The organism is Martelella sp. FLE1502 (genome assembly GCF_053484255.1).
On record NZ_JBAKFQ010000007.1, the window covers coordinates 66,828 to 88,356 of the forward strand.

Annotated in this window: 25 protein-coding genes; 13 read left to right on the forward strand and 12 right to left on the reverse strand. The window is 62.9% G+C overall.

Going from position 1 to position 21,529, the window contains the following annotated elements; translation table 11 throughout:
- Positions 1-52 precede the first annotated feature (52 nt).
- From hydA to V6767_RS08335, 7 genes are all read left to right on the forward strand, one after another.
- Entirely contained in the window at positions 53-1,507 is a 1,455-nt protein-coding gene (gene hydA / locus V6767_RS08305) for a dihydropyrimidinase (protein WP_448473035.1), read from the forward strand.
- A gap of 3 nt (positions 1,508-1,510) precedes the next feature.
- Positions 1,511-2,170 carry a LysE family translocator gene (locus V6767_RS08310; protein ID WP_448473036.1) on the forward strand — a complete coding sequence of 220 codons (660 nt, stop codon included), beginning with the start codon at positions 1,511-1,513 and terminating at the stop codon, positions 2,168-2,170.
- On the forward strand, positions 2,167-2,589 hold the full coding sequence (locus tag V6767_RS08315; RefSeq protein ID WP_448473037.1) for an NUDIX hydrolase: 423 nt from the start codon (positions 2,167-2,169) through the stop codon (positions 2,587-2,589). Before V6767_RS08310 ends, V6767_RS08315 begins: the two co-directional genes overlap by 4 nt.
- Positions 2,586-3,371, forward strand: coding sequence for an ABC transporter ATP-binding protein (locus V6767_RS08320; RefSeq protein WP_448473038.1), 786 nt, complete (start codon positions 2,586-2,588; stop codon positions 3,369-3,371). The genes V6767_RS08315 and V6767_RS08320 overlap by 4 nt, the downstream gene beginning before the upstream one ends.
- Before the next feature lie 275 nt (positions 3,372-3,646).
- Positions 3,647-4,516, forward strand: a complete 870-nt coding sequence (locus V6767_RS08325) for an ABC transporter permease (RefSeq protein WP_448473039.1) — start codon at positions 3,647-3,649, stop codon at positions 4,514-4,516.
- A complete protein-coding gene (locus V6767_RS08330) occupies positions 4,513-5,379 on the forward strand; it encodes an ABC transporter permease (protein ID WP_448473040.1) in 867 nt (288 codons plus the stop codon). Before V6767_RS08325 ends, V6767_RS08330 begins: the two co-directional genes overlap by 4 nt.
- A gap of 30 nt (positions 5,380-5,409) precedes the next feature.
- Positions 5,410-6,405 (forward strand): ABC transporter substrate-binding protein, encoded by a 996-nt coding sequence (locus V6767_RS08335; protein ID WP_448473041.1) that lies wholly within the window; start codon positions 5,410-5,412, stop codon positions 6,403-6,405.
- A gap of 101 nt (positions 6,406-6,506) precedes the next feature.
- Here V6767_RS08335 and V6767_RS08340 read toward each other — a convergent pair whose 3' ends face one another.
- Positions 6,507-6,629 carry a hypothetical protein gene (locus V6767_RS08340; RefSeq protein ID WP_448473042.1) on the reverse strand — a complete coding sequence of 41 codons (123 nt, stop codon included), beginning with the start codon at positions 6,627-6,629 and terminating at the stop codon, positions 6,507-6,509.
- Positions 6,630-6,743: 114 nt separating this feature from the next.
- Here V6767_RS08340 and V6767_RS08345 point away from each other — a divergent pair, with 114 nt between their 5' ends.
- From V6767_RS08345 to V6767_RS08355, 3 genes are all read left to right on the forward strand, one after another.
- Positions 6,744-7,931: an efflux RND transporter periplasmic adaptor subunit gene (locus tag V6767_RS08345; protein ID WP_448473043.1), complete on the forward strand. Its 1,188-nt coding sequence runs from the start codon at positions 6,744-6,746 to the stop codon at positions 7,929-7,931.
- 11 nt (positions 7,932-7,942) lie between these two features.
- Complete coding sequence (locus tag V6767_RS08350) at positions 7,943-11,227, forward strand: efflux RND transporter permease subunit (RefSeq protein ID WP_448473044.1); 3,285 nt, start codon at positions 7,943-7,945, stop codon at positions 11,225-11,227.
- A gap of 289 nt (positions 11,228-11,516) precedes the next feature.
- Positions 11,517-12,203, forward strand: coding sequence for a Crp/Fnr family transcriptional regulator (locus V6767_RS08355; RefSeq protein ID WP_448473045.1), 687 nt, complete (start codon positions 11,517-11,519; stop codon positions 12,201-12,203).
- Here V6767_RS08355 and ureG read toward each other — a convergent pair.
- From ureG to V6767_RS08375, 4 genes are all read right to left on the reverse strand, one after another.
- The gene (gene ureG / locus V6767_RS08360) at positions 12,200-12,811 is read right to left on the reverse strand and encodes an urease accessory protein UreG (RefSeq protein ID WP_448473046.1); all 612 of its coding nucleotides are present in this window, start codon (positions 12,809-12,811) and stop codon (positions 12,200-12,202) included. The genes V6767_RS08355 and ureG overlap by 4 nt on opposite strands.
- 15 nt (positions 12,812-12,826) lie before the next feature.
- On the reverse strand, positions 12,827-13,597 hold the full coding sequence (locus tag V6767_RS08365) for an urease accessory protein UreF (RefSeq protein WP_448473047.1): 771 nt from the start codon (positions 13,595-13,597) through the stop codon (positions 12,827-12,829).
- Complete coding sequence (ureE, locus tag V6767_RS08370) at positions 13,497-13,973, reverse strand: urease accessory protein UreE (protein WP_448427909.1); 477 nt, start codon at positions 13,971-13,973, stop codon at positions 13,497-13,499. Before ureE ends, V6767_RS08365 begins: the two co-directional genes overlap by 101 nt.
- Before the next feature lie 172 nt (positions 13,974-14,145).
- On the reverse strand, positions 14,146-14,685 hold the full coding sequence (locus tag V6767_RS08375; RefSeq protein WP_018065210.1) for a peroxiredoxin: 540 nt from the start codon (positions 14,683-14,685) through the stop codon (positions 14,146-14,148).
- Between the two features lie 182 nt (positions 14,686-14,867).
- Between V6767_RS08375 and V6767_RS08380 the strand changes: the two genes are divergently transcribed.
- Positions 14,868-15,140 carry a BrnT family toxin gene (locus V6767_RS08380; RefSeq protein WP_448473048.1) on the forward strand — a complete coding sequence of 91 codons (273 nt, stop codon included), beginning with the start codon at positions 14,868-14,870 and terminating at the stop codon, positions 15,138-15,140.
- Complete coding sequence (locus tag V6767_RS08385) at positions 15,109-15,387, forward strand: helix-turn-helix domain-containing protein (RefSeq protein ID WP_448473049.1); 279 nt, start codon at positions 15,109-15,111, stop codon at positions 15,385-15,387. Before V6767_RS08380 ends, V6767_RS08385 begins: the two co-directional genes overlap by 32 nt.
- A 15-nt stretch (positions 15,388-15,402) precedes the next feature.
- Here the strand turns inward: V6767_RS08385 and ureC are convergent, their stop codons facing one another.
- From ureC to urtE, 6 genes are all read right to left on the reverse strand, one after another.
- Positions 15,403-17,115 (reverse strand): urease subunit alpha, encoded by a 1,713-nt coding sequence (ureC, locus tag V6767_RS08390; RefSeq protein WP_448473050.1) that lies wholly within the window; start codon positions 17,113-17,115, stop codon positions 15,403-15,405.
- 84 nt (positions 17,116-17,199) lie between these two features.
- Complete coding sequence (locus V6767_RS08395; protein WP_448473051.1) at positions 17,200-17,496, reverse strand: GFA family protein; 297 nt, start codon at positions 17,494-17,496, stop codon at positions 17,200-17,202.
- A 2-nt stretch (positions 17,497-17,498) separates the two neighbouring features.
- Positions 17,499-17,804 carry an urease subunit beta gene (locus tag V6767_RS08400; RefSeq protein ID WP_448473052.1) on the reverse strand — a complete coding sequence of 102 codons (306 nt, stop codon included), beginning with the start codon at positions 17,802-17,804 and terminating at the stop codon, positions 17,499-17,501.
- A gap of 13 nt (positions 17,805-17,817) precedes the next feature.
- Entirely contained in the window at positions 17,818-18,120 is a 303-nt protein-coding gene (locus V6767_RS08405; RefSeq protein WP_448427922.1) for an urease subunit gamma, read from the reverse strand.
- A gap of 24 nt (positions 18,121-18,144) precedes the next feature.
- A complete protein-coding gene (locus tag V6767_RS08410; protein ID WP_448473137.1) occupies positions 18,145-18,966 on the reverse strand; it encodes an urease accessory protein UreD in 822 nt (273 codons plus the stop codon).
- 315 nt (positions 18,967-19,281) lie between these two features.
- On the reverse strand, positions 19,282-19,977 hold the full coding sequence (gene urtE / locus V6767_RS08415; RefSeq protein WP_448473053.1) for an urea ABC transporter ATP-binding subunit UrtE: 696 nt from the start codon (positions 19,975-19,977) through the stop codon (positions 19,282-19,284).
- Positions 19,978-20,194: 217 nt separating this feature from the next.
- Here urtE and V6767_RS08420 point away from each other — a divergent pair, with 217 nt between their 5' ends.
- On the forward strand, positions 20,195-20,479 hold the full coding sequence (locus V6767_RS08420) for a GIY-YIG nuclease family protein (protein WP_448473054.1): 285 nt from the start codon (positions 20,195-20,197) through the stop codon (positions 20,477-20,479).
- A gap of 233 nt (positions 20,480-20,712) precedes the next feature.
- Here the strand turns inward: V6767_RS08420 and urtD are convergent, their stop codons facing one another.
- Complete coding sequence (gene urtD / locus V6767_RS08425) at positions 20,713-21,471, reverse strand: urea ABC transporter ATP-binding protein UrtD (RefSeq protein ID WP_448473055.1); 759 nt, start codon at positions 21,469-21,471, stop codon at positions 20,713-20,715.
- Between the last annotated feature and the right edge of the window lie 58 nt (positions 21,472-21,529).

Below are 21,529 nucleotides of genomic sequence, written 5' to 3' on the forward strand. Positions count from 1 at the left end.
CTAAAAAACGAGAAGCGGAAAACCGCCCGTTGAAAGCATGAAGGGAACAGTTATGAGCACAGTCATCAAGGGCGGCACGGTCGTGACCGCGGACCTCACCTACAAGGCCGATGTGAAGATCGAGGACGGCATCATCACCGCCATCGGTCCCGATCTTTCCGGCGATGAGACGCTGGATGCGGCGGGCTGCTATGTCATGCCAGGCGGCATCGATCCGCATGTCCATCTCGAAATGCCGTTCATGGGCACCTATTCCAGCGACAATTTCGAAAGCGGCACCCGCGCGGGCCTTGCCGGCGGCACCACGATGGTTGTCGATTTCTGTCTGCCCGATCCCGGCCAGTCGCTGCTCGATGCGCTGCAACGCTGGGACAATAAATCGACGTTGGCGAACTGCGACTATTCCTTCCACATGGCGATCACCTGGTGGGACAAACAGGTGTTCGAGGAGATGGAAACCATCGTCAAGGAAAAGGGCATCAACACCTTCAAGCACTTCATGGCCTACAAGGGTGCGCTGATGGTGAATGACGACGAGATGTATGCCTCGTTCCAGCGTTGCGCCGAGCTTGGCGCACTGCCGCTGGTGCATGCCGAAAACGGCGATGTCGTCGCCAGCATGCAGGCGAAGCTGCTCGCCGAGGGCAATGACGGGCCGGAAGGCCACGCCTATTCGCGCCCCCCCGAAGTGGAGGGCGAGGCCACCAATCGCGCGATCATGATCGCCGATATGGCCGGCGTTCCGCTCTATGTGGTGCATACCTCCTGCGAGCAGAGCCACGAGGCGATCCGTCGCGCCCGCCAGAAGGGCATGCGGGTCTATGGCGAGCCGCTGATCCAGCACCTGACGCTCGACGAAAGCGAATATTTCGACAAGGACTGGGACCATTCCGCCCGCCGGGTGATGTCGCCGCCATTCCGCAACAAGCAGCATCAGGACAGTCTCTGGGCCGGCCTTCAGGCGGGCTCGCTCTCCTGTGTCGCCACTGACCATTGCGCCTTCACCACTGAGCAGAAGCGCACCGGCATCGGCGATTTCACCAAGATCCCGAACGGCACCGGCGGGCTGGAAGACCGGCTACCGATGCTGTGGACATATGGTGTGGCAACGGGCCGGCTGACGATGAACGAATTCGTCGCCGTCACCTCCACCAACATTGCCAAAATCCTCAACATCTACCCGAGAAAGGGCGCGATCCTGGTGGGATCGGATGCCGATATCGTGGTCTGGGACCCTGCTCGCGAGAAGACGATCTCCGCCGGCAACCAGCAATCGGCGATCGATTACAACGTGTTCGAGGGCAAGCATGTGAAGGGCCTACCGCGCTTCACGCTGACGCGGGGCAAGGTGGTGATCGAAGAAAGCACGGTGAAGACCGAGGAAGGCCACGGCAAGTTCGTCGCCCGCGAGCCCTTCACCGCCGTCAACACGGCACTTTCCACCTGGAAGGAACTGGTCGCCCCGCGCAAGGTGGAACGCTCCGGCATTCCGCGCTCCGGGGTCTGAGCCATGGACTGGTCCAACGTGGCGACGTTTGCCGCGACCGAATTCCTGCTTTGCCTGTCGCCCGGCCCGGCCGTGCTGCTGGTGGTCGGGCTGTCGATGCGGCAGGGGTTCTGGCGCTCGCAGGCCGCCGCCGCCGGCATCCTCACAACCAATGCGGTCTATTTCGCGCTGTCGGCGGCGGGCGTTGCCTCGCTTATACTGGCAAGCGCCACGCTGTTTTACGTGCTGAAGATCGTCGGCGCGGCCTATCTGGCATGGCTCGGTCTCGGCATGATCCTGCCGCTTTGGCACGCCTGGCGCAGCGGCGAGAAGGACGATGTGCCGCTCGCAGAGGCGGCAGAGACCGCACCGCGCCTTACCGCAGCGCCGATTAGGCTCTACTGGAAGGGCATCAGCGTGCAGGCGGCGAATCCGAAAAACCTCGCCTTCTTCGTCGCCATCCTGCCGCAGTTCATCGATCCTGCCGGGCCGGTGGCCTTGCAGATGCTGGTGTTCGGCAGCGTATCGGTGCTGCTGGAACTGCCGGTGCTTTTGATTTATGCGCTGGCCTTTTCGGCGCTCGCCAGGGTCATCACCCGGCGCGTAGTGTTGTGGATCGAGGCCGTGGCCGGCGGCGTGCTGATTGGTCTGGCCGGCGTTCTTGCATGGGAGCGGCGCGCATGAGCCCCGATATCCGCATCGCCGTCGCGCTGATCATCAACAGCCAGGGTGAGATGCTCACCGTGCGCAAGCGCGGCACCACGGCCTTCATGCAGCCCGGCGGCAAGATCGATGCTGGCGAAACGCCCATTGCCGCGCTGGTGCGGGAATTGCGCGAGGAACTGGCGCTCGAAGCCGAACCCGGCAACTTTCGTTACGAGGGCTGCTACCGCGAACAGGCCGCCAATGAAGCGGACATGTTCGTTGAGGCGGAGGCCTTTTCTTGGCTTGCCGAACCCGAGGTCATACCGCAGGCCGAGATCGAGGAGTGTAAATGGCTGCCGGTCGATGGCCCGATCGATGTCGAGCGCGCGGCGCTGACCCGCAGACACCTGTTCCCGATCGCCGCCCGCCGATTTGCCGAAACCCGGAGCGACTCATGAGCGAAAAAACATCCGTCGTCACGGCGAAAGATCTCTGTCTCACATTCGACACAAATGATGGCCCGGTGCACGCGCTGAAGGACGTCAACCTTGATGTCAAGAAGGGCGATTTCGTTTCCTTTATCGGCCCGTCCGGCTGCGGCAAGACGACGTTTCTGCGCGTGATCGCCGATCTGGAGAAGAAGACCGCCGGCGAGATCACCGTCAACGGCACCACGCCGGAAAACGCCCGGCTCGACCGCGCCTATGGCTATGTGTTCCAGGCGGCGGCGCTTTATCCGTGGCGCACGATCGAGAAGAACATCGCCCTGCCGCTGGAAATCATGGGCTACACGAAGGCCGACCAGAACCGCCGCATCGAACGCGTTCTGGAACTGGTCGATCTGACGGGCTTTGGGAAGAAATTCCCATGGCAGCTTTCAGGCGGCATGCAGCAGCGCGCCTCGATCGCCCGCGCGCTCGCCTTCGACGCCGATCTGCTGTTGATGGACGAGCCCTTCGGCGCGCTCGACGAGATCGTCCGCGACCATCTCAACGAGCAGCTGCTAAAGCTGTGGGCGCGAACCGACAAGACCATCTGTTTCGTCACCCATTCGATTCCCGAGGCCGTCTATCTGTCGACCAAGATCGTGGTCATGAGCCCCCGCCCCGGTCGGGTGACGGATGTGATCGAAAGCCCGCTGCCGAAGGAGCGTCCGCTCGACATCCGCGAAAGCCCGGAGTTTTTGAAGATTGCGCACCGCGTGCGCGAAGGCTTGAGGGCGGGGCATAGTTATGAGTGAGGCGGTCACAAATGTTGCTGGAGGCTACCTCGGAGAGGCACGCCTGGATCCTCGGGTCAAGCCCGAGGATGACGCCCGTGGAGGTGGGAAGGCTACAAAACCCGCTGGCGGAATTTCCGGTGAAGAGAGAGAGCGGCTCATCAAGCGTCCCCGGCTGTGCCCCCTTCCCCGTCTTTTCTCTCAGGAGTCATCCTCGGGCTTGACCCGAGGATCCAGGCAGGCTGCTCCCAGAATCGAGGCTTCGTTCGGCCGCCCCCACTTCAGAGGACACCGCCATGCTGCGTGAGCGCGTCCTTCCCGTTGCCACCGTCGTCTTTGCCATCCTGGCGATCTGGTGCGTGTTTGTGGTGGTCATGAACCGACAGTTCGTCACCGACCAGGCCCGGCGCGCGGGGCAGGAGATTTCCTTCAACGAAGTCGTGAAACAGTCCTACACGCTGGAGCGGCCGGTGCTGCCGTCGCCGCATCAGGTGGCGGCGGAGCTTTGGGATACAACAGCGAACAAGAAGATCACGTCGAAACGTAGCCTCGTCTATCATGCGTGGATCACGCTATCTTCGACGCTGCTGGGCTTTGCGATCGGCTCCGGCTTCGGCATCATTCTGGCGATCGCCATCGTCCATAACCGCACGATGGAACGCTCGATGATGCCGTGGATCATCGCCAGCCAGACCATTCCGATCATCGCGATCGCGCCGATGTTGATCGTGGTGCTGAACGCGATCGGCATCACCGGGCTGTTGCCCAAGGCGCTGATTTCGACCTATCTCTCGTTCTTCCCCGTCGCCGTCGGCATGGTTTCGGGGCTTCGCTCGCCCGACGCGCTGCAACTCGACCTGATGCGCACCTATAACGCCAATGACCGGCAGGTGCTGTGGAAGCTGCGCCTGCCGTCCGCCATGCCCTATCTGTTCACCTCGCTGAAGATCGCGATCGCGATCTCGCTGGTCGGCGCGATCATAGCCGAACTGCCGACGGGTGCCGTGGCCGGGCTCGGCGCGCGGCTCTTGTCCGGCTCCTATTACGGCCAGACGGTGCAAATCTGGTCGGCGCTGTTCATGGCGGCGATCCTGGCCTCGATCCTGGTGGCGCTGGTCGGTGTTGCGCAGGCTGCGGTGCTGAAGCGCATGGGGGTCAAGCCATGAGCGGTTTCGTCTGGTTTGCGCTCGCCTTCTGGATCTGCGGCTGGGCCTTCAACGAGTGGCTGGTGCGGCAGAAGTTTTCCAACCGCGTGCTGAACCGGCTGGCATGGTTTGCCGTGCCGGTCATCTTCGGCCTTGCGATCCTGATCATATGGGAAGGCGTCGTCATCGCCTTTGACATCCCGCCGATCCTGCTGCCGGCGCCAAGCGATGTCTGGGTGCGTCTCACCAACTCGCTGCCGATCCTCTGGGCCGATTTCCGTCAGACCTTCCTGAAGGCGGTGCTGATCGGCTATGCGCTCGGCTGCGGTTCGGGTTTCATCGTGGCGATCCTGATCGACCGCTCGCCGTTCCTGAAACGAGGCCTGCTGCCCTTCGGCAATTTCGTCTCGGCGCTGCCGATTGTCGGCATCGCGCCGATCATGGTGATGTGGTTCGGCTTCGACTGGCCGTCCAAGGCCGCCGTGGTGGTGGTCGCGACCTTCTTTCCGATGCTGGTCAACACCATTCAGGGCCTGTCATCGGCGAGCGACATGGAGCGCGACCTGATGCGCACCTACGCCGCCACGTGGTCGCAAACGCTGATCAAGCTGCGCCTGCCGGCCGCATGGCCGTTCATATTCAACGCGTTAAAGATCAATTCCACGCTGGCGCTGATCGGCGCTATTGTGGCAGAATTTTTCGGCACACCCACCGTCGGCATGGGTTTCCGGATTTCCACGGAAGTGGGCCGGGCCAATATCGACATGGTCTGGGCCGAAATTGCGGTGGCGGCGGTTGCCGGCTCCGCGTTCTACGGGGTGGTGGCGCTCATTCAGCGCGCCGTCACCTTCTGGCATCCCTCCGTCCGTTCGGGCCGGTCGTGATGCAACAAGCCAAAATAGGGGAACGTAACCATGAAATCGACTTTTATCGCGGCACTTGCCGCCGGCGGCATGATGCTCGGGGCAGGCCAGGCCTTTTCCGCCGATGAAATCACCCTGCAGCTCAAATGGGTCACGCAGGCCCAGTTCGCGGGCTACTATGTCGCGCTGGAAAAGGGCTTCTACGAGGAAGAAGGCCTCGACGTCACCATCAAGCCCGGCGGCCCGGATATCGCCCCGGCGCAAGTTCTGGCCGGCGGCGGCGCCGATGTGATCGTCGACTGGATGCCTTCGGCGCTTGCAACACGCGAAAAGGGCGTGCCGCTCGTCAACATCGCCCAGCCCTACAAGTCCTCCGGCATGATGCTGACGTGTCTCAAGGAAAACAATGTGATGAGCCCGGAGGATTTCCCCGGCAAGACGCTCGGCGTCTGGTTCTACGGCAATGAATATCCGTTCCTGTCGTGGATGGCCCATCTCGGCATCCCGACCGATGGCGGCGAGGATGGCGTGACGGTGCTGAAGCAGGGCTTCAACGTCGATCCGCTGCTGCAGAAGCAGGCCGCCTGCATTTCCACCATGACCTACAATGAATACTGGCAGGTCGTGGACGCCGGCATTTCCGAGGACCAGCTCAACACCTTCAAATATGAGGATGAGGGTGTGGCGACGCTGGAGGACGGGCTCTACGTGCTCGAAGACGACCTTGCCGATCCGAAGTTCAAGGAAGACATGGTCAAATTCGTCCGCGCCTCGATGAAAGGCTGGAAATGGGCCGAGGAACACCCGGACGAAGCCGCCGAGATCGTGCTCGACTATGACGACACCGGCGCCCAGACCGAAAAGCACCAGAAGCGGATGATGCGCGAAGTCGCCAAGCTGACCGCCGGCTCCAACGGCGCGCTCGACCCGGCTGACTACCAGCGCACCGTCGAGGTACTGCTCGGCGGCGGTTCCGACCCGGTCATCACCAAGGAGCCGGAGGGCGCCTATACGCTGGAAATCACCGACGCGGCGCTTTCCAACTAAGACCTGATTTTAACCGAAATCGATACGCGCGGCATCGCTTCGATGTCGCGCGTATTGCATTTTTGCACCAGATCGGCTTTAAATCGAACCACCCGGTTCAATTAATGCGGCTTAATGCGCGAGGCCATCTTGAAAAATGCCGGGTTGATGACGAACTGCCGCACGACGCGACGACGCAAGCCCCAGGGGCCGCTCTCGCGATTGCCATATTGAGATTTTGCCATGGCGGCAATCCGACCGCCCGGCGCGACACGTAAACAAGCTTGGAAATCCGCCATTCCGACGGAACGACAGCTCACGAGGAACCGGCCTCCTCCCGGCCGACTGGGGTACTTTACATGCCGAAACCGACCCGCCTTGCCGCCGCGACCGCCGTGCTTCTTGCACTTGCAGCCGCACCCGCCCTTGCCGCGGATGCGGATGCCTCTGCCGAGCCGGCCGTCTCCCTTCCCGCCATCGTGGTCACCGATGCAACGGTAAAACCACTGACCGAAATTGTGCTGGCAACCGGCACCATCCGCCCGGTCGAAGAGGTGTTCGTGCAGCCGCTGGTGGAGGGGCTTTCGATCGAGACCATCAAGGCCGAGATCGGCGACCGGGTCGAGGCCGGCGCGGTGCTTGCCACCCTGCGCACCGACATGCTGGAGCTGGAACGGAGCAGCCTTCAGGCGAACAAGGCCAGGGCCGAGGCGAGCCTGGCGCAGTTGAAGGCCCAGCTGACCGCGAGCGAAGCCGCCCAGACCGATGCGCGCCGCCAGTTCGAGCGCACCAAGAGGCTCGCCGATAACGGCTCGGTCTCGACCTCCGCGCTGGAGCAGGCCGAAACCGAGGCCCTGCGCGCCGATGCCAGCGCGGCGGCGGCCCGCGAGGCCATCGCGGTCGCCAACGCAGAGATCGCGGTCACGCAGGCGCAGATCGAGGATATCGCGCTGCGTCTGGAGCGCACCAATATCAAGGCGCCAGTCGCGGGCGTGATCTCCGACAAGAATGCCCGTATCGGCGCAATCGCCAGCGGCTCCGCCAGTCCGATGTTCACCATCATCGAGGATGGCGCGATCGAGCTCGTGGCCCAGGTTCCGGAAGATTCGGTGATGAAGGTCGAAGCCGGCCAGAAGGCGGAAATCGAGCTCGTCGGCGCCAGCCGGCCGATCATGGGCACGGTGCGGCTGGTCTCGCCAATCGTCGACGACGCCACCCGGCTTGCCGATGTGTTCATCAGCATCGACAACCCGGAAAGCGCGCGGGCCGGCATGTATGCCAGCGCCGAGATCATCACCCGGCAGGCGGACGATCTCGCCCTGCCGCTGACCGCTGTCAATATCAGCCAGGGCAGCGCCACGGTCCGCCGCGTTAAGGATGGCATTGTGGAAGTGGTCGAGGTTGAGACCGGCATTCAGGACGGCGAAACCGTCCAGATCACAAGCGGGCTTTCCGAAGGCGACCAAGTGGTGGCCAAGGCCGGGGCCTATGTGCGCGCCGGTGACCGGATCAACCCGGTCTCCGCCACCGCCACGGCGTCCAACTGAGGATCTGAGCGATGAACTTTTCAGCCTGGGCGATCCGAAATCCCGTAGCGCCGCTTCTGGCGATGGGCCTGTTGCTGTTCCTCGGCCTGCAGGCCTTCAAGGACATGGCCGTCACGCGCTTCCCGAACATCGACGTGCCGGTCGTCGCCGTGACCGTGGCCCAGTCGGGCGCTGCTCCGGCCGAGCTCGAAATGCAGGTGACCAAGAAGATCGAGGACGCGATCGCGAGCGTCACCGGCGTCGACGAACTGAATTCCACGGTGACGGACGGCATCTCGACCACCTCGGTGCTGTTCCGTATGGAAGTGAGCCCCGACGAGGCGCTGCGCGACGTCAAGGACGCGATCGACAATATCCGTTCCGATCTGCCGGCCACCGCCGAAGATCCCGTGGTGCGCAAGATCGACGTTGAAGGCCAGGCGATCCAGACCTTCGCCGTCTCCTCTCCCAACATGTCGCTGGAAGAACTGTCATGGTTCGTCGACGACAAGGTGGAGCGCGCGCTGCAGGGCATCAAGGGCGTCGGCCGGGTTGACCGCTACGGCGGCGCCGACCGCGAAATCCAGGTCTCGCTCGACGCCGACAAGCTGGCAAGCTACGGCATCACCGCCTCGGAGGTGAACGCGCAGCTGCGCCAGACCAATGCCGATGTCGGCTCGGGCCGCGGCCAGGTTGGTGGTTCGGAGCAGGCGATCCGCACGCTCGGCGACAGCCGCAGCGTTTCCGATCTCGCCAACACCACGATCGCGCTCGGCGGCGGCCGGTTCGCCCGGCTTTCCGACCTTGGCACGGTCACGGACACCTATGAGGAGCCGCGCACCTTCGCCCGCCACGGCGGCGAACCAGTGGTCTCCTTCGGCGTGTTCCGCTCCAAGGGCGCCAGCGAAGTGACGGTTGCCGACGCGGTGGCCGAGGCGCTGGATGAGGTGCGCGCGGAAAATCCCGAGGTCTCGATCTCACTGATTGACGACGCCGTCTACTTCACCAAGGGCAATTACACCGCCGCGATGGACACGCTCTATGAGGGCGCGCTGCTCGCCATCATCGTCGTGTTTCTGTTCCTGCATAACTGGCGGGCGACGCTGATTGCCGCCGTCGCCCTGCCGCTCTCTGTGATCCCGACCTTCTGGATCATGGACATGCTCGGCTTCTCGCTCAATCTTGTGAGCCTGATCTCGCTGACGCTGGCGACCGGCATTCTGGTCGATGACGCGATCGTGGAGGTCGAGAACATCGAGCGCCACATCAATATGGGCAAGACGCCCTATCGCGCGGCGCTCGAGGCGGCCGACGAAATCGGGCTTGCGGTGATTGCCACGAGCTTCACCATCATCGCCGTATTCGCGCCGGTGTCGTTCATGCCGGGTATTCCGGGCCAGTACTTCATCCAGTTCGGGCTGACGGTGGCATTCGCCGTGTTCTTCTCGCTGGTGGTCGCCCGCCTGATCACGCCGGTGATGGCGGCCTATATGCTGAAGCCCTCCAAGCACAAGCACAAGGAAGACGCCGAGCACAATGACGGCCGGATCATGCGCGGCTATACCGCCGCCGTGCGCTGGACCACGAAGTGGCGCTATGCCACGCTGGTGGCCGCGATCGGCGTTCTCGCCGTCTCGCTGTTCTTCATGGCGCGCATTCCCGGCAGTTTCCTGCCGCCGGAAGATGCCTCGCGCATCGTGCTTTCGGTCGAGCTGCCGCCGAATGCGCGGCTTTCCGACACCGAGGAGATGACCGACCTGATCGCGGAGCGGATCGAAGGCTATGACGGCGTCGAGGATGTAACCGTGCTGGGCGGCTCCTCGCCGCTGGGCGATCTCGAATATCGCCGGGCCACCATCACCGTCACGCTCGGCAAGCTGGCGCATTCGCTGCCGGAGGCGCTGGTCAACGACATGCTTGGCGGCTTGCCGCTGATCGGACAGTATCTGCCGAAGATCCCGCCATCGGGACGCGAGATCCCGCAATGGCAGATCGAGCAGGAAATCCTGGCCGGGCTTGCCGATATTCCCGACCTTCGGATCACCAAGCTCAACGACCGTGGGCAGCGCGATATCGAGTTCAACTTCCTCTCCGACAATGAGGAGGAGCTGCAGCAGGCGGTCGCCATACTGGAGGCCAGGCTCAGGTCCGAACCGATGCTGGACAAGGTTTCCTCCGAAGGCGCGCTACCGCGTCCGGAACTGAAAATCCGGCCGAAGAAGGAAATCGCCGCCCGTCTCGGCATCACCCCGGCGCAGATTTCCGAAACGGTGCGGGTGGCGACCGTCGGCGATGTCGACGCCAATCTGGCGAAGATCTCGCTCGACAACCGCCTGATCCCCGTGCGGGTGCGCAGCGATCTGGAACTCAGGCGCGATCTCGCCGCGATCCGGGCGCTGAAAATCAAGACCGCATCCGGCGAAATGGTGCCGCTTTCGGTCGTCGCCGACGTCGATTACTCCGAGGGCGTCAGCACGGTGCAGCGCTATGACCGCCACCGCGTGGTCTCGATCGGGGCCAACCTGCCGCCGGGCGTGGCACTTGATCCGGCGACCGCCCGGTTCCGCGAGATCGTCGAGAACACCGATCTTCCCGCAAGCGTGACGCTTGCCGAAAGCGGAGACGCCAAGATCCTCGCCGAAATGCAGCAGAGCTTCATCAACGCCATGATGCTCGGCCTGTTCCTGGTGCTGGCGGTGCTGATCCTGCTGTTCAAGGATGTGATCCAGCCGTTCACCATCCTGTTCTCGCTGCCGCTGGCATTGGGCGGGGTGGCGATCGCGCTGATCGTCACCAACAATCCGATCTCGATGCCGGTGCTGATCGGCCTGCTGATGCTCATGGGGATCGTCACCAAGAACGCGATCCTTCTGGTGGACTTCGCCAAGGAGGCGATCTGGCACGGGCTCGATCGGCGTCAGGCGCTGGTGGAAGCAGGCCGCAAGCGCGCGAGGCCGATCATCATGACCTCGATCGCGATGTCGGCGGGCATGCTGCCGGCAGCACTCGGCGTCGGCGAAGGCTCGTCCTTCCGCGCGCCGATGGCAATCGCGGTGATCGGCGGCATCATCATGTCGACCGCGCTGTCGCTGCTGGTGGTGCCGGCCTTCTTCATGATCATGGATGATCTGGCAAGGCTGCTGCGCTGGGTCTTCGGCCGGTTCATCGGCAAGGCGGACCCCAACGATGTGGTCTACACCGCCGAAACCGCCGGACGGATGAGCGAGGCTAACCGGGCAAAGCTTGCCCGGCTCGAAGAGCGGGTTGAAACCCTGGAAAGCGATCGCGACAACCTTTCCAAACGCGGCATGGCATAAACGCGCCTGCCACACCAATGAACAAAGGCCGGCCGATTGCGCCGGCCTTTTTCGTCTGAAGTCCTCTTTCTCCCCCGGCGGTATGACAGCATCAGGTGCGCGGCGTCCCCTCGCGCCTTCTTCAGCCCGGCGGCGCGCTTGGTTGATTGAAATCAAACCTTTTGCATCGCCGTCATAATAATTTGACGATAACGGCCGCTTTCTTTCGGACCGGAATGCGGTGGGCGAGATGCGAAGGAGCCGTTTCGTGCAGACACACCATCATAGCCACGCCATGGGAGGCGGGACAGTGAACACGACCATCAATGTGAGCGAACGCAGGAAAGCACAGTTCATTGCAACCGGCCTGACGGCCGCGGCGGACATGACGACGGTTAACAGGCTGATGGAATGCGCCACCTTCGTCAACGTCGCGCCGCCCGATCTGCTGTTTGCCGAGGGGGATGTCGCACGATATTTCTACAGCGTTGTGACCGGCTTCGTCCGACTGTTCAGGCAGAACAATGAAGGCCGTGAGGCGGACATCCGGATATGCGGGCCGGGCGACACGTTCGGAGATGAAATGGTCTTCGGCGGCGATGCCTGCCGCTACAGCGCCCAGGCCGCCGAAAATGCCACGCTGGTGTGCTATGACCTCGCAAAGGTGCGGGAGATTGCCAACACTGACGATGGCAGCCTGGCGCGCGTGCTCGCCGTCTCCCTGTCGACGCAATTGCGCGAAGCTGTCGATTGCGTGGCCGACGACCGGCTCAACACGGCGCTGCAGCGCGTGGCGCACTACCTGCTCGACCAGTGTCCGGAAGATTCCGAACCCGCCACCTTCCGGCTCGCCTGCCGCAAGAGCCTGCTTGCCGGCAAGCTCGGCCTCGCGCCTGAAGCCTTGTCGCGGGCCTTCGGCGCGCTCAAGTCCCTAGGCGTCAACGTCCACGGCCGCACGATCGAGATTACCGATATCGAGGCGCTGAAGCGGCTTTAGAGACCGCCTGCCTCTCGCAGAAAGGCAGCAACCGCTTCGACGCCATCGCCGCGCTTCAGGTCGGTGAACACGGTCGGGCCGCCATTGCGCATGCGCTCTGAATCGCGCGCCATGACATCGAGATCGACCTCGACATAGGGCGCCAGATCCTTCTTGTTGATCACCAGCATGTCCGACCGGGTGATGCCCGGCCCGCCCTTGCGCGGGATTTCCTCGCCCTGGCAGACCGAAATTACATAGATGGTGATGTCGGCAAGGTCCGGGGAGAAGGTGGCGGCAAGGTTGTCGCCGCCGGATTCAATGAAGATAATATCGAGATCGGGAATGCGTTTGTTGAGTTCGGCAATCGCCTGAAGGTTGATCGTCGCATCCTCGCGGATGGCGGTATGCGGGCAGCCGCCGGTCTCCACGCCGACGATCCGGTCGGAGGTGAGCGCCTGCATGCGCACCAGCGCCTCGGCATCCTCGCGGGTATAGATGTCGTTGGTCACGACCGCGACGGAATAGACGCGGCTCATCGCCTTGCACAGTTTTTCGGTGAGCGCGGTCTTGCCGGAGCCGACCGGGCCGCCAATGCCGACCCTGAGGGGTCCGTTTTCGGATTTCATCGTCTACCTCTTACGTTACGACCGGAACAGCCGCGAATGCTGGGTCTCATGGCGCAATGCGGCAATATCGGCGCTGAAAGTGCAGCCGCCAAGATCGTCCGGCGTGGACACAACCGCCCGCGCCGCCTGCTCGAGGAGCGGTTGCTCCAGCCCGGAAAGCACGGCAAGGCCGGCGACCTGACCCGCAAGCGACAGCCGGATCGCGGCCGAAATATACTGCGACACCTGAGCATGGAGGTAGCCCTGACAGGCCACTTCCAGCCCAATGCCGTGCGACGCGGCGATCGCGCCGAAGGCGACCGGCAGCGGCGTTTCCGGCGGCAATGCCTCGTCATCGGACGTCGACCATGCGCCGGCCGCCGCGACGAAGGCTGCGCCCAGCGCCAGCGTTTCGGCATGGCGTTCGCGTGAGCCGGCAAGGGCTGCGGCAAGGGCCGCAGTTTTTGTCAGCCGCTCCGCTTGGCCCGCCGCGCGATGGGCCTCGCACAACAGCACGGCGTCATTCCACAGAAACCCGTGGCGAAGCGAGACGGCGAGCCATTCTGCCACGTCATCCGCATCGTCCAGCAGTCGGTCATGCGCAGCACGCTCAAGGCCGCCCGAATAGGAAAACCCGCCCAGCGGAAACGCCGGCGAAAGCCAGGACAACAGCCTTAAAAGCGCGGCGCCCGAAACGGCGCCGCCGTCAATCGTGGTGATGGCCGTGATGGTGGTGATCTCCGTGAGAATGACCGCTGTGGTAGGCGCCGCGCACAGGCTGGAACGGTTCGACGACCTCGTGCACATGCGCGCCGAGGCCTTCCAGCATCTGGCGAATCACGTGATCGCGCAGGATCAGGATCCGGCCCTCCTCGATCTGGGCGGGCAGATGACGATTGCCGAGATGCCAGGCAAGCTGGATCAGGTGCAGTTTGTCATGGGCATGGATTTCATAGAGTTCCTCGGGCGCGGCGACGATCTCGATCGTGCTTCCGTCCTCCAGCACCAGCCGGTCGCCGGTGGCAAACAGCACCGCTTCCTTCAGGTCGAGCATCACGCTCGAGCCGTCTTCAAGCTTCAGCGCCTTACGGCGGAGATGCCGCCCGTCATGCGTCAGCTCGACACGGCCGGCGACCGCGCCGCTGGCCTCGCCCGCGGGAATGAAACTGGTAACGCGCTGCATGCTTTCCCATTGATCGACCCGGTCTGTAACGATGCCGGGCGTTCCTTCCTTCATAACAAGATTGCGACGCTTGGCAAGCGCGTGCATCGCGGCATCCGGGACACGCGGCGCAAGAAAAAGGGCGGCCGTAGACCGACCGCCCTTGCTTTCCGTCGAAGCGGATCGAAAGGCCTCAGGCGGCTTTGGCTTCGCGCTTCAGATTTTCGAGAATGTTCTGCGGCGAGGACACGCTGTAGGGGTCGGTCTCGCACATGTCGGAGAAGCCCTCTTCCTCGAACCACTGCTCGACCACGCCGTCATTGATGATGGCGGCATAACGCCAGGAGCGCATGCCGAAGCCGAGATTGTCCTTGTTGACCAGCATGCCCATCTTGCGGGTGAACTCGCCGGAGCCGTCCGGAATGACCTTGACGTGCTCAAGGTTCTGGCCCTTGGCCCAGGCGTTCATGACGAAGGCGTCATTGACCGACATGCAGTAGATGTCGTCGATGCCCTGGGCCTGAAATTCGGGGAACAGCTTTTCGAAATCGGGAAGCTGGTAGGTCGAGCAGGTCGGCGTGAACGCGCCCGGCAGCGAGAACAGCACGACGCGCTTGCCCTTGAAATAATCGTCCGAGGTCATGTCCTGCCAACGGAACGGGTTCGGCCCCTCGATGCTTTCATCGCGTACGCGGGTGCGGAAGGTGACATTCGGAACTTTACGGCCGATCATGGTGATCTCCTTGCTCAGTCTTGGGAATTTGTTGCTTCAAGCTTGGCCCGAATTTAACGATTCCAGACCGGGAATCAAAGGCCGGCAAGCCCGATTAAGGGTAAACGCATAGCGGGTATGCGCTGGACGCATGGGTAGTAATATCAGTTGCGGCAATTACGGGAATTCCGTATAAACGTCGCATGGTTCAGCGCTTCGACCCTGCCAAGGACGCCATCAACAGGGAAAAACACGGTCTGCCGCTCTCGTTCGGGGACCGTATATTCGAGGATTTGGAGCACCTGATCATACCGTCGATCCGCCCAATGGATGGTGAGGAACGGTTCAAGGTAATCGGCATGGTCAACGGGCGTTGTTTTACCGGCGTATTCGTTTGGCGGGACGATATGCCGCGCTTCATATCGGTAAGAAGGAGCAACAAGGGTGAAGAACGATCCTATCGTCTTGAGAGCTGACCCGACTGACGCCGAAGACTTCGATGTAAGCACTTCAGCGGAAGATCGCGGCCAACGCGCTCGCCTGATCCGCCGGACGAGAACGGCCCTCGGCCTGTCGCAAACGGAATTCGCAAGCAGATTTCGCGTTCCCGTGGGCACGCTTCGCGATTGGGAACAGGCGCGCGTCACCGCACCTGACTTCGCCGTCGCCTATGTCCGCGTGATAGCGCAATACCCGGATCTGGTTTCGAAAATCGTCGCCTGAACGACGCCCCGCCGCTCAGAACAGGAAATAGCGCTGCGCCATCGGCAGGACCTCGGCCGGTTCGCAGGTCAGCACCTCGCCATCGGCGCGGACCTCGTAGGTTTCCGGATCGACGGAAATCTCCGGCGTGGCGGAATTGTGCACCATAGAGGCCTTGGAGATGCCGCCGCGGGTATTCTTCACCGGCAGAAGCTGCTTGGAAACGCCGAGCTTGTGGGCGAGACCGGCATCGAGCGAGGCTTCCGACACGAAAGTGACCGAAGAATTGGTGCGCGATTTGCCGTAGGCGCCGAACATATAGCGGTAATGCATCGGCTGCGGCGTCGGGATCGAGGCGTTCGGGTCGCCCATCTGGGCGGCCGCGATCGTGCCGCCGACGATGATCATCTCCGGTTTGACGCCGAACAGCGCCGGGTCCCACATCACCAGATCGGCACGCTTGCCCACCTCGACCGAGCCGATCTCGTGGGAAAGCCCGTGGGCGATCGCCGGGTTGATCGTGTATTTGGCGATATAGCGCTTCGCCCGGAAATTGTCGTTCTCGCCGGTTTCCTGCGGCAGGCGGCCGCGCTGGCGCTTCATCTTGTCGGCGGTCTGCCAGGTGCGGATGATCACCTCGCCAACGCGGCCCATGGCCTGGCTGTCCGATGAAATGATCGAGAACGCGCCGATATCGTGAAGAATATCCTCCGCCGCGATGGTCTCCTTGCGGATGCGGCTTTCGGCAAAGGCGATGTCCTCCGGGATCGACGGAGACAAATGGTGGCAGACCATCAGCATATCGAGATGCTCGGCGATGGTGTTGACCGTGTAGGGTCGGGTCGGATTGGTCGAGGACGGAATGACGTTGGAGAGACCGCAGATTTTGATGATATCCGGCGCATGGCCGCCGCCGGCGCCTTCGGTGTGGAAGGCGTGGATGGTGCGGCCCTTGAAGGCGTTCACCGTGTCCTCGACGAAGCCGCTCTCGTTCAGCGTGTCGGTGTGGATCATCACCTGGACGTCGTATTTGTCGGCCACCGAAAGGCAATTGTCGATGGCGGCCGGAGTGGTGCCCCAGTCCTCGTGCAGTTTCAGCGCGGCCGCGCCGCCCAGCACCTGTTCTTCCAGCGCGCCCGGCAACGAGGCGTTGCCCTTGCCCGAGAAGGCAAGGTTCATCGGAAACGCATCCGCCGCCTGGATCATCCGCTCGATATGCCAGGGACCGGGCGTGCAGGTTGTGGCGAAGGTGCCGTAGGCAGGGCCAGTTCCGCCGCCGAGCATGCAGGTCAGGCCCGCCATCAATGCTTCCTCGATCTGCTGCGGGCAGATGAAGTGGATATGGGCATCCATGCCCCCGGCGGTGACGATCTTGCCTTCGGCCGAGATCGACTCCGTTCCCGGGCCGATGATGATGTCGACGCCGGCCTGCGTATCCGGGTTGCCAGCCTTACCGATGCCGGCGATGCGGCCATCCTTGATGCCGATATCGGCTTTCACGATGCCCCAGTGATCGATGATCAGCGCATTGGTCATCACCGTGTCGACCGCGCCTTCCGCGCGCGACGCCTGGCTCTGGCCCATGCCGTCGCGGATCACCTTGCCGCCGCCGAACTTCACCTCGTCGCCGTAATGGGTGAAATCCTTCTCGACCTCGACGAAAAGCTCGGTATCGGCAAGCCGCACCCTGTCGCCGGTGGTCGGGCCGAACATGGACGCATAAGAGGCGCGGGACATCTTGAAAGGCATGGAGTTCCTCCTGGGGCGGAAAATTTATACGGCCGCGCCGTCGTAATGCTGTGGGGCGAGGCTGCGGGGATCGACCCCGTCGAGTCAATTGGCGTTGACCGCGACCATCTCGGCCCCGTCGGGGCCGGTGGCATAGGCAAAGCTCTCGATGCCGCAGGTCTTGCAGAACAGGTGATGGATCTGGTGCTTGTTGAACAGGTATTCGGTCAGGTTGCCCTCGCCGCTGTTCAACGTGAAGTCTTCGCGCGGCGCAAAGGCCAGCACCGAGCCGAGCCGCTTGCAGCGCGAGCAATTGCAGGTGATGGTGTGGCCGAGTTCGATATCAACATCGAAGTCGACCGCGCCGCACTGGCAGCTTCCGTGATAATGCTGAACGGCCATGATCAAAGCTTCCCCATGATATCCTGTCGGAACCCGTAAACCGTGCGATTGCCCGCAAACGGCACCAGCGTGACATCGCGGGTCTGGCCGGGCTCGAACCGCACCGCCGTGCCGGCGGGAATATCGAGCCGCATGCCGCGCGCCTTGTCGCGCTCGAAGGCAAGGCCCGGGTTGGTTTCTAAGAAGTGGTAATGGCTGCCGACCTGCACCGGCCGGTCGCCAGTATTGGAAACGGTCAGCGTCACGGTCGGCAGACCGGCATTGATTTCAATCTCGCCGTCTGCGGTAATCAGTTCACCGGGGATCATGTTGGTCTCCTCCTCACCGTATCGGTTCGTGCACGGTCACCAGCTTGGTGCCATCGGGGAAGGTCGCTTCCACCTGGATGTCGTGGATCATTTCCGGGACGCCCTCCATCACCTGTTCGCGGGTGATGACATGGGCGCCGGCCTCCATCAGTTCGGCAACGGGCCGGCCGTCGCGCGCGCCCTCGACGACGAAATCGGAAATCAACGCGATCGCCTCGGGATAGTTCAGCTTCACCCCGCGCTCCAGCCGCCGCCTTGCGACCATGGCGGCCATCGAAACAAGCAGTTTGTCTTTTTCACGCGGCGTCAGGTTCATGCGGTTCTCTCATTCCGTTGCAACTCACAGATGCCAGACTTTCGGCAGATTCTGCCCGTCCCGCAAGACCTTGAGTGCGGGAATCAGGCTTTTTCGCAAACTATAGCCATCGGCGGCGACAATGCGGGCGACGAGCTTGCCGTTCCACTCGCTGGCGCCGGCGGAGGCCTCGCCCAGGGCTTCGCGCACTTTCGGCATCAACGCCTCGGCGCGGGGGCCGCAATAAAGCAGCGTGGCGAAGGCGACATCGCCGCCAAGCACCGCCGTCTGCGCCACCAGGTTCTCGATATCGCCGGTCATGCGCACATCCTCGGCGTGGATCAGCGTGCCCGAACGGCGCACCCGCCAGCGATCGCGGAAATTGCCGCAGCGCACCGCCTCGCCCATCGCCTTGCGGCCCAGAAGCACAGCCTCGATCGCCAGGAACTCGGCGGTCTCGGCAAGATCGACATCGAGCCGGCGGTTGAGCGAGGCATCATCGAACAGGATGGTTTCCTGCGGTAGCCAGTCGAGCCGGGCGTTTTCGCCGACCCTGAGTTCGGTATCGATCGCCGCCGGGCCGCTGTCGGAGCGGTAGATCTTCTCGCAGGCCTGGGTGGTGGCCGTCAGCGCCGTGCCCTCGCCCGCCTCCAGTTCCCATTGCAGCCGGTCGCCGCCCGTCAGCCCGCCGGAAGTGTTGATCAGCACCGCCTCCATCGCGCCGTCGAAGCTTTCGGGAATGCGGATCTTGGCCGCCCCCTCCTGATAGAAGACATCGAGGCGCGACTTGCCGCCGGCCGATTTCGCGCTCACGCGCCCGGTGCCCGATGTTCGCTGCGCCCCCGTGGTGAGGCCCGGCATCAACAGTTCCATCCCGCCGTCCATGCCCACTCCAGAACGCACGCTGACCCACGCGCCGCAGCGTGTTTGAGCCCGCCGGCGCGCGCCCGCGCCGATCCTGCGGCCCGCCCGCGCGATTGATGGTTCCAGCCCATTGGTTTTCCTTTTTATCATGCTGCTGTCGATCGGCTAAACGCAAGTTTCGTGCCGTATCGATGAGCCGGGCGGAAGATTTCACGCTTCGGTCTGCCGCGCCGCGCCCCGATAAAACGTTAAACGCTGGAACCGCGTCTGTCGCTCCCGCAAAAGAGCACAAATTCTTCTCATTTGCGCATGGAAGCATCACACCGTGAGGTGACGCCGGGCCTCGGGGGTGTCGAGCGTCTCGGCCGCGCCCTCGTGAACGATCACGCCGCGGTCCATGATATAGACCTTGTCGGCCAGTTCCCGGCAGAAATCGAGATATTGCTCGACCAGCAGGATCGCCATGCCCGTTGAGTCGCGCAAATAACGGATGGCGCGACCGATATCCTTGATGATCGAGGGCTGGATACCCTCGGTCGGCTCGTCCAGCACCAGGATTTGCGGACGCGTTACCATGGCGCGGCCGATGGCGAGCTGTTGCTGCTGACCGCCGGACAGATCGCCGCCGCGCCGAGACAGCATGGTCTGCAGCACCGGAAACAGCGAGAAAATCTCGTCGGGAATGTTACGGTCGGCGCGCGGCAACGGCGCGAACCCGGTTTCGAGATTTTCCCGAACGGTGAGCAACGGAAAGATTTCCCGCCCCTGCGGCACATAGCCGACGCCGCGCTTGGCGCGGGCGTAGGGTGCCAGCCCATCAAGCTTGTCACCGCCGAAACCGATCGTACCGCTGGAAATCGGATGCTGCCCGGTGACGGCCCGGAGCAGCGACGACTTGCCAACGCCATTGCGCCCCAAGACGGAGGTGATCTTGCCCATCTCGGCGGTCAGCGAGACATTCCTGAGCGCCTGCGCGGCGCCATAGTGGAGGTTTACGTTTTCAATGGTCAGCATGGGGATGGACCTTCTTCGAAGGGGATGGATACCGACGGTCCGAAGCCAACCGCCTGGATCCTCGGGTCAAGCCCGAGGATGACGCGGAAAGGAGGAGAGTACGGCGCGCATTTACATACGTTTTGGCGAGCGCTCCGGCAGCAAACTCTTTCCACCCCGTCCCACTCGTGTCATCCTCGGGCTTGACCCGAGGATCCAGGCAACCCGGCAAAGCGCTATGGCTGGTTATGTCTACATCGTTACCAACAGGCCGCACGGAACGCTTTACATCGGCGTGACCCGTGATCTCGAGCGGCGCATTTACGAGCACCGGGAAGGTCTCGTCCCCGGCTTCACCGGCCGCTACGGCTGCAACAGACTGGTGTGGTACGAGGAGCACTACGAGATCGGGAGCGCGATCGTTCGGGAGAAAGCGCTCAAGCAATGGAATCGGGCGTGGAAGCTTGCGCTTGTGAGTGGAATGAACCCCGGCTGGGATGATCTTTACGAAACCTTCCTCTGAGCGAAACTGCCTGGATCCTCGGGTCAAGCCCGAGGATGACGCGAGAGGAGGGGTGCGGTCTATTCTGCGACGCATGAGCGTTTTTCTCGACCTACTGTCACGAAAGCGGCGGCGGTCGCGAGCCCGCCTCGGAGAGTTTGCGGCTCTTGCTCTCCGCCCTCCCCACGGGTCATCCTCGGGCTTGACCCGAGGATCCAGGCGATAATTCTCCGCGCTCGCACTGTCCGCCATCCTCACCTCCCCAAATAATTCTCGATCACCTTCGGGTCGTTCGACACGAAGTCGATCGAGCCCTCGGCGAGGACGGAGCCTTCGGCGAGGCAGGTGACCTTGACGCCGAGGTCGCGGACGAAGCCCATGTCGTGTTCGACGACGACGACGGCGCGGGTTTTGGCGATCTCGCGCAACAGGCGGGCGGTTTCCACGGTTTCGGCATCGGTCATGCCGGCGACGGGTTCGTCGACGAGCAGCAGCTTCGGCTCCTGCGCCAACAGCATGCCGATCTCCAGCCACTGCTTCTGGCCGTGGGAAAGGTTTGCCGCAAGCTCGTCGCGACGCGCGGTCAGGCGGATCGTCTCGAGGATTTCCTCGATGCGGTCGCGGTCCGCACCGGTAAGGCTGTAGAACAGGGTCGAGAACACGCCGCGCCTGCGGTTCAGCGCCAGTTCCAGATTGTCCCACACGGTATGGCTCTCGAACACGGTCGGCTTCTGGAACTTGCGGCCGATGCCGAGCTGGGCGATATCGGCCTCGTCGCGGCGGGTGAGGTCGATCGTGTCGGAGAAGAACACCTCGCCCTCGTCCGGCCGGGTCTTGCCGGTGATGATGTCCATCATCGTGGTCTTGCCGGCCCCGTTCGGGCCGATAACGGCGCGAAGCTCACCCGGATCGATGACGAAGGACAGGCTGTTCAGCGCCTTGAAGCCATCGAACGACACAGAGACATTGTCGAGATAGAGCAGGCTTTTGGCGCGTTTTTCATGGGGGCTCATCGGGCCGGCTCCTCTGCAATGCCGTCAATGCCGGCTTCGGCCTCTTCCGAATGCTCGA

Bases quoted from the DNA above. Each gene is read 5' to 3' on its own strand.
- V6767_RS08365 (WP_448473047.1), bottom strand. From the start codon at position 13,597: ATGTGCACGAGGTCGTCGAACCGTTCCAGCCTGTGCGCGGCGCCTACC.
- urtE (WP_448473053.1), bottom strand. From the start codon at position 19,977: ATGCTGACCATTGAAAACGTAAACCTCCACTATGGCGCCGCGCAGGCG.
- ureG (WP_448473046.1), bottom strand. From the start codon at position 12,811: ATGAAATCCGAAAACGGACCCCTCAGGGTCGGCATTGGCGGCCCGGTC.
- V6767_RS08345 (WP_448473043.1), top strand. From the start codon at position 6,744: ATGCCGAAACCGACCCGCCTTGCCGCCGCGACCGCCGTGCTTCTTGCA.
- V6767_RS08400 (WP_448473052.1), bottom strand. From the start codon at position 17,804: ATGATCCCCGGTGAACTGATTACCGCAGACGGCGAGATTGAAATCAAT.
- V6767_RS08320 (WP_448473038.1), top strand. From the start codon at position 2,586: ATGAGCGAAAAAACATCCGTCGTCACGGCGAAAGATCTCTGTCTCACA.
- V6767_RS08405 (WP_448427922.1), bottom strand. From the start codon at position 18,120: ATGAACCTGACGCCGCGTGAAAAAGACAAACTGCTTGTTTCGATGGCC.
- V6767_RS08375 (WP_018065210.1), bottom strand. From the start codon at position 14,685: ATGATCGGCCGTAAAGTTCCGAATGTCACCTTCCGCACCCGCGTACGC.
- V6767_RS08310 (WP_448473036.1), top strand. From the start codon at position 1,511: ATGGACTGGTCCAACGTGGCGACGTTTGCCGCGACCGAATTCCTGCTT.
- V6767_RS08325 (WP_448473039.1), top strand. From the start codon at position 3,647: ATGCTGCGTGAGCGCGTCCTTCCCGTTGCCACCGTCGTCTTTGCCATC.
- V6767_RS08335 (WP_448473041.1), top strand. From the start codon at position 5,410: ATGAAATCGACTTTTATCGCGGCACTTGCCGCCGGCGGCATGATGCTC.
- V6767_RS08380 (WP_448473048.1), top strand. From the start codon at position 14,868: ATGGTTCAGCGCTTCGACCCTGCCAAGGACGCCATCAACAGGGAAAAA.
- V6767_RS08395 (WP_448473051.1), bottom strand. From the start codon at position 17,496: ATGGCCGTTCAGCATTATCACGGAAGCTGCCAGTGCGGCGCGGTCGAC.
- V6767_RS08350 (WP_448473044.1), top strand. From the start codon at position 7,943: ATGAACTTTTCAGCCTGGGCGATCCGAAATCCCGTAGCGCCGCTTCTG.
- V6767_RS08340 (WP_448473042.1), bottom strand. From the start codon at position 6,629: ATGGCAAAATCTCAATATGGCAATCGCGAGAGCGGCCCCTGGGGCTTG.
- hydA (WP_448473035.1), top strand. From the start codon at position 53: ATGAGCACAGTCATCAAGGGCGGCACGGTCGTGACCGCGGACCTCACC.
- V6767_RS08330 (WP_448473040.1), top strand. From the start codon at position 4,513: ATGAGCGGTTTCGTCTGGTTTGCGCTCGCCTTCTGGATCTGCGGCTGG.
- V6767_RS08315 (WP_448473037.1), top strand. From the start codon at position 2,167: ATGAGCCCCGATATCCGCATCGCCGTCGCGCTGATCATCAACAGCCAG.
- ureE (WP_448427909.1), bottom strand. From the start codon at position 13,973: ATGCAGCGCGTTACCAGTTTCATTCCCGCGGGCGAGGCCAGCGGCGCG.
- urtD (WP_448473055.1), bottom strand. From the start codon at position 21,471: ATGAGCCCCCATGAAAAACGCGCCAAAAGCCTGCTCTATCTCGACAAT.
- ureC (WP_448473050.1), bottom strand. From the start codon at position 17,115: ATGCCTTTCAAGATGTCCCGCGCCTCTTATGCGTCCATGTTCGGCCCG.
- V6767_RS08420 (WP_448473054.1), top strand. From the start codon at position 20,195: ATGGCTGGTTATGTCTACATCGTTACCAACAGGCCGCACGGAACGCTT.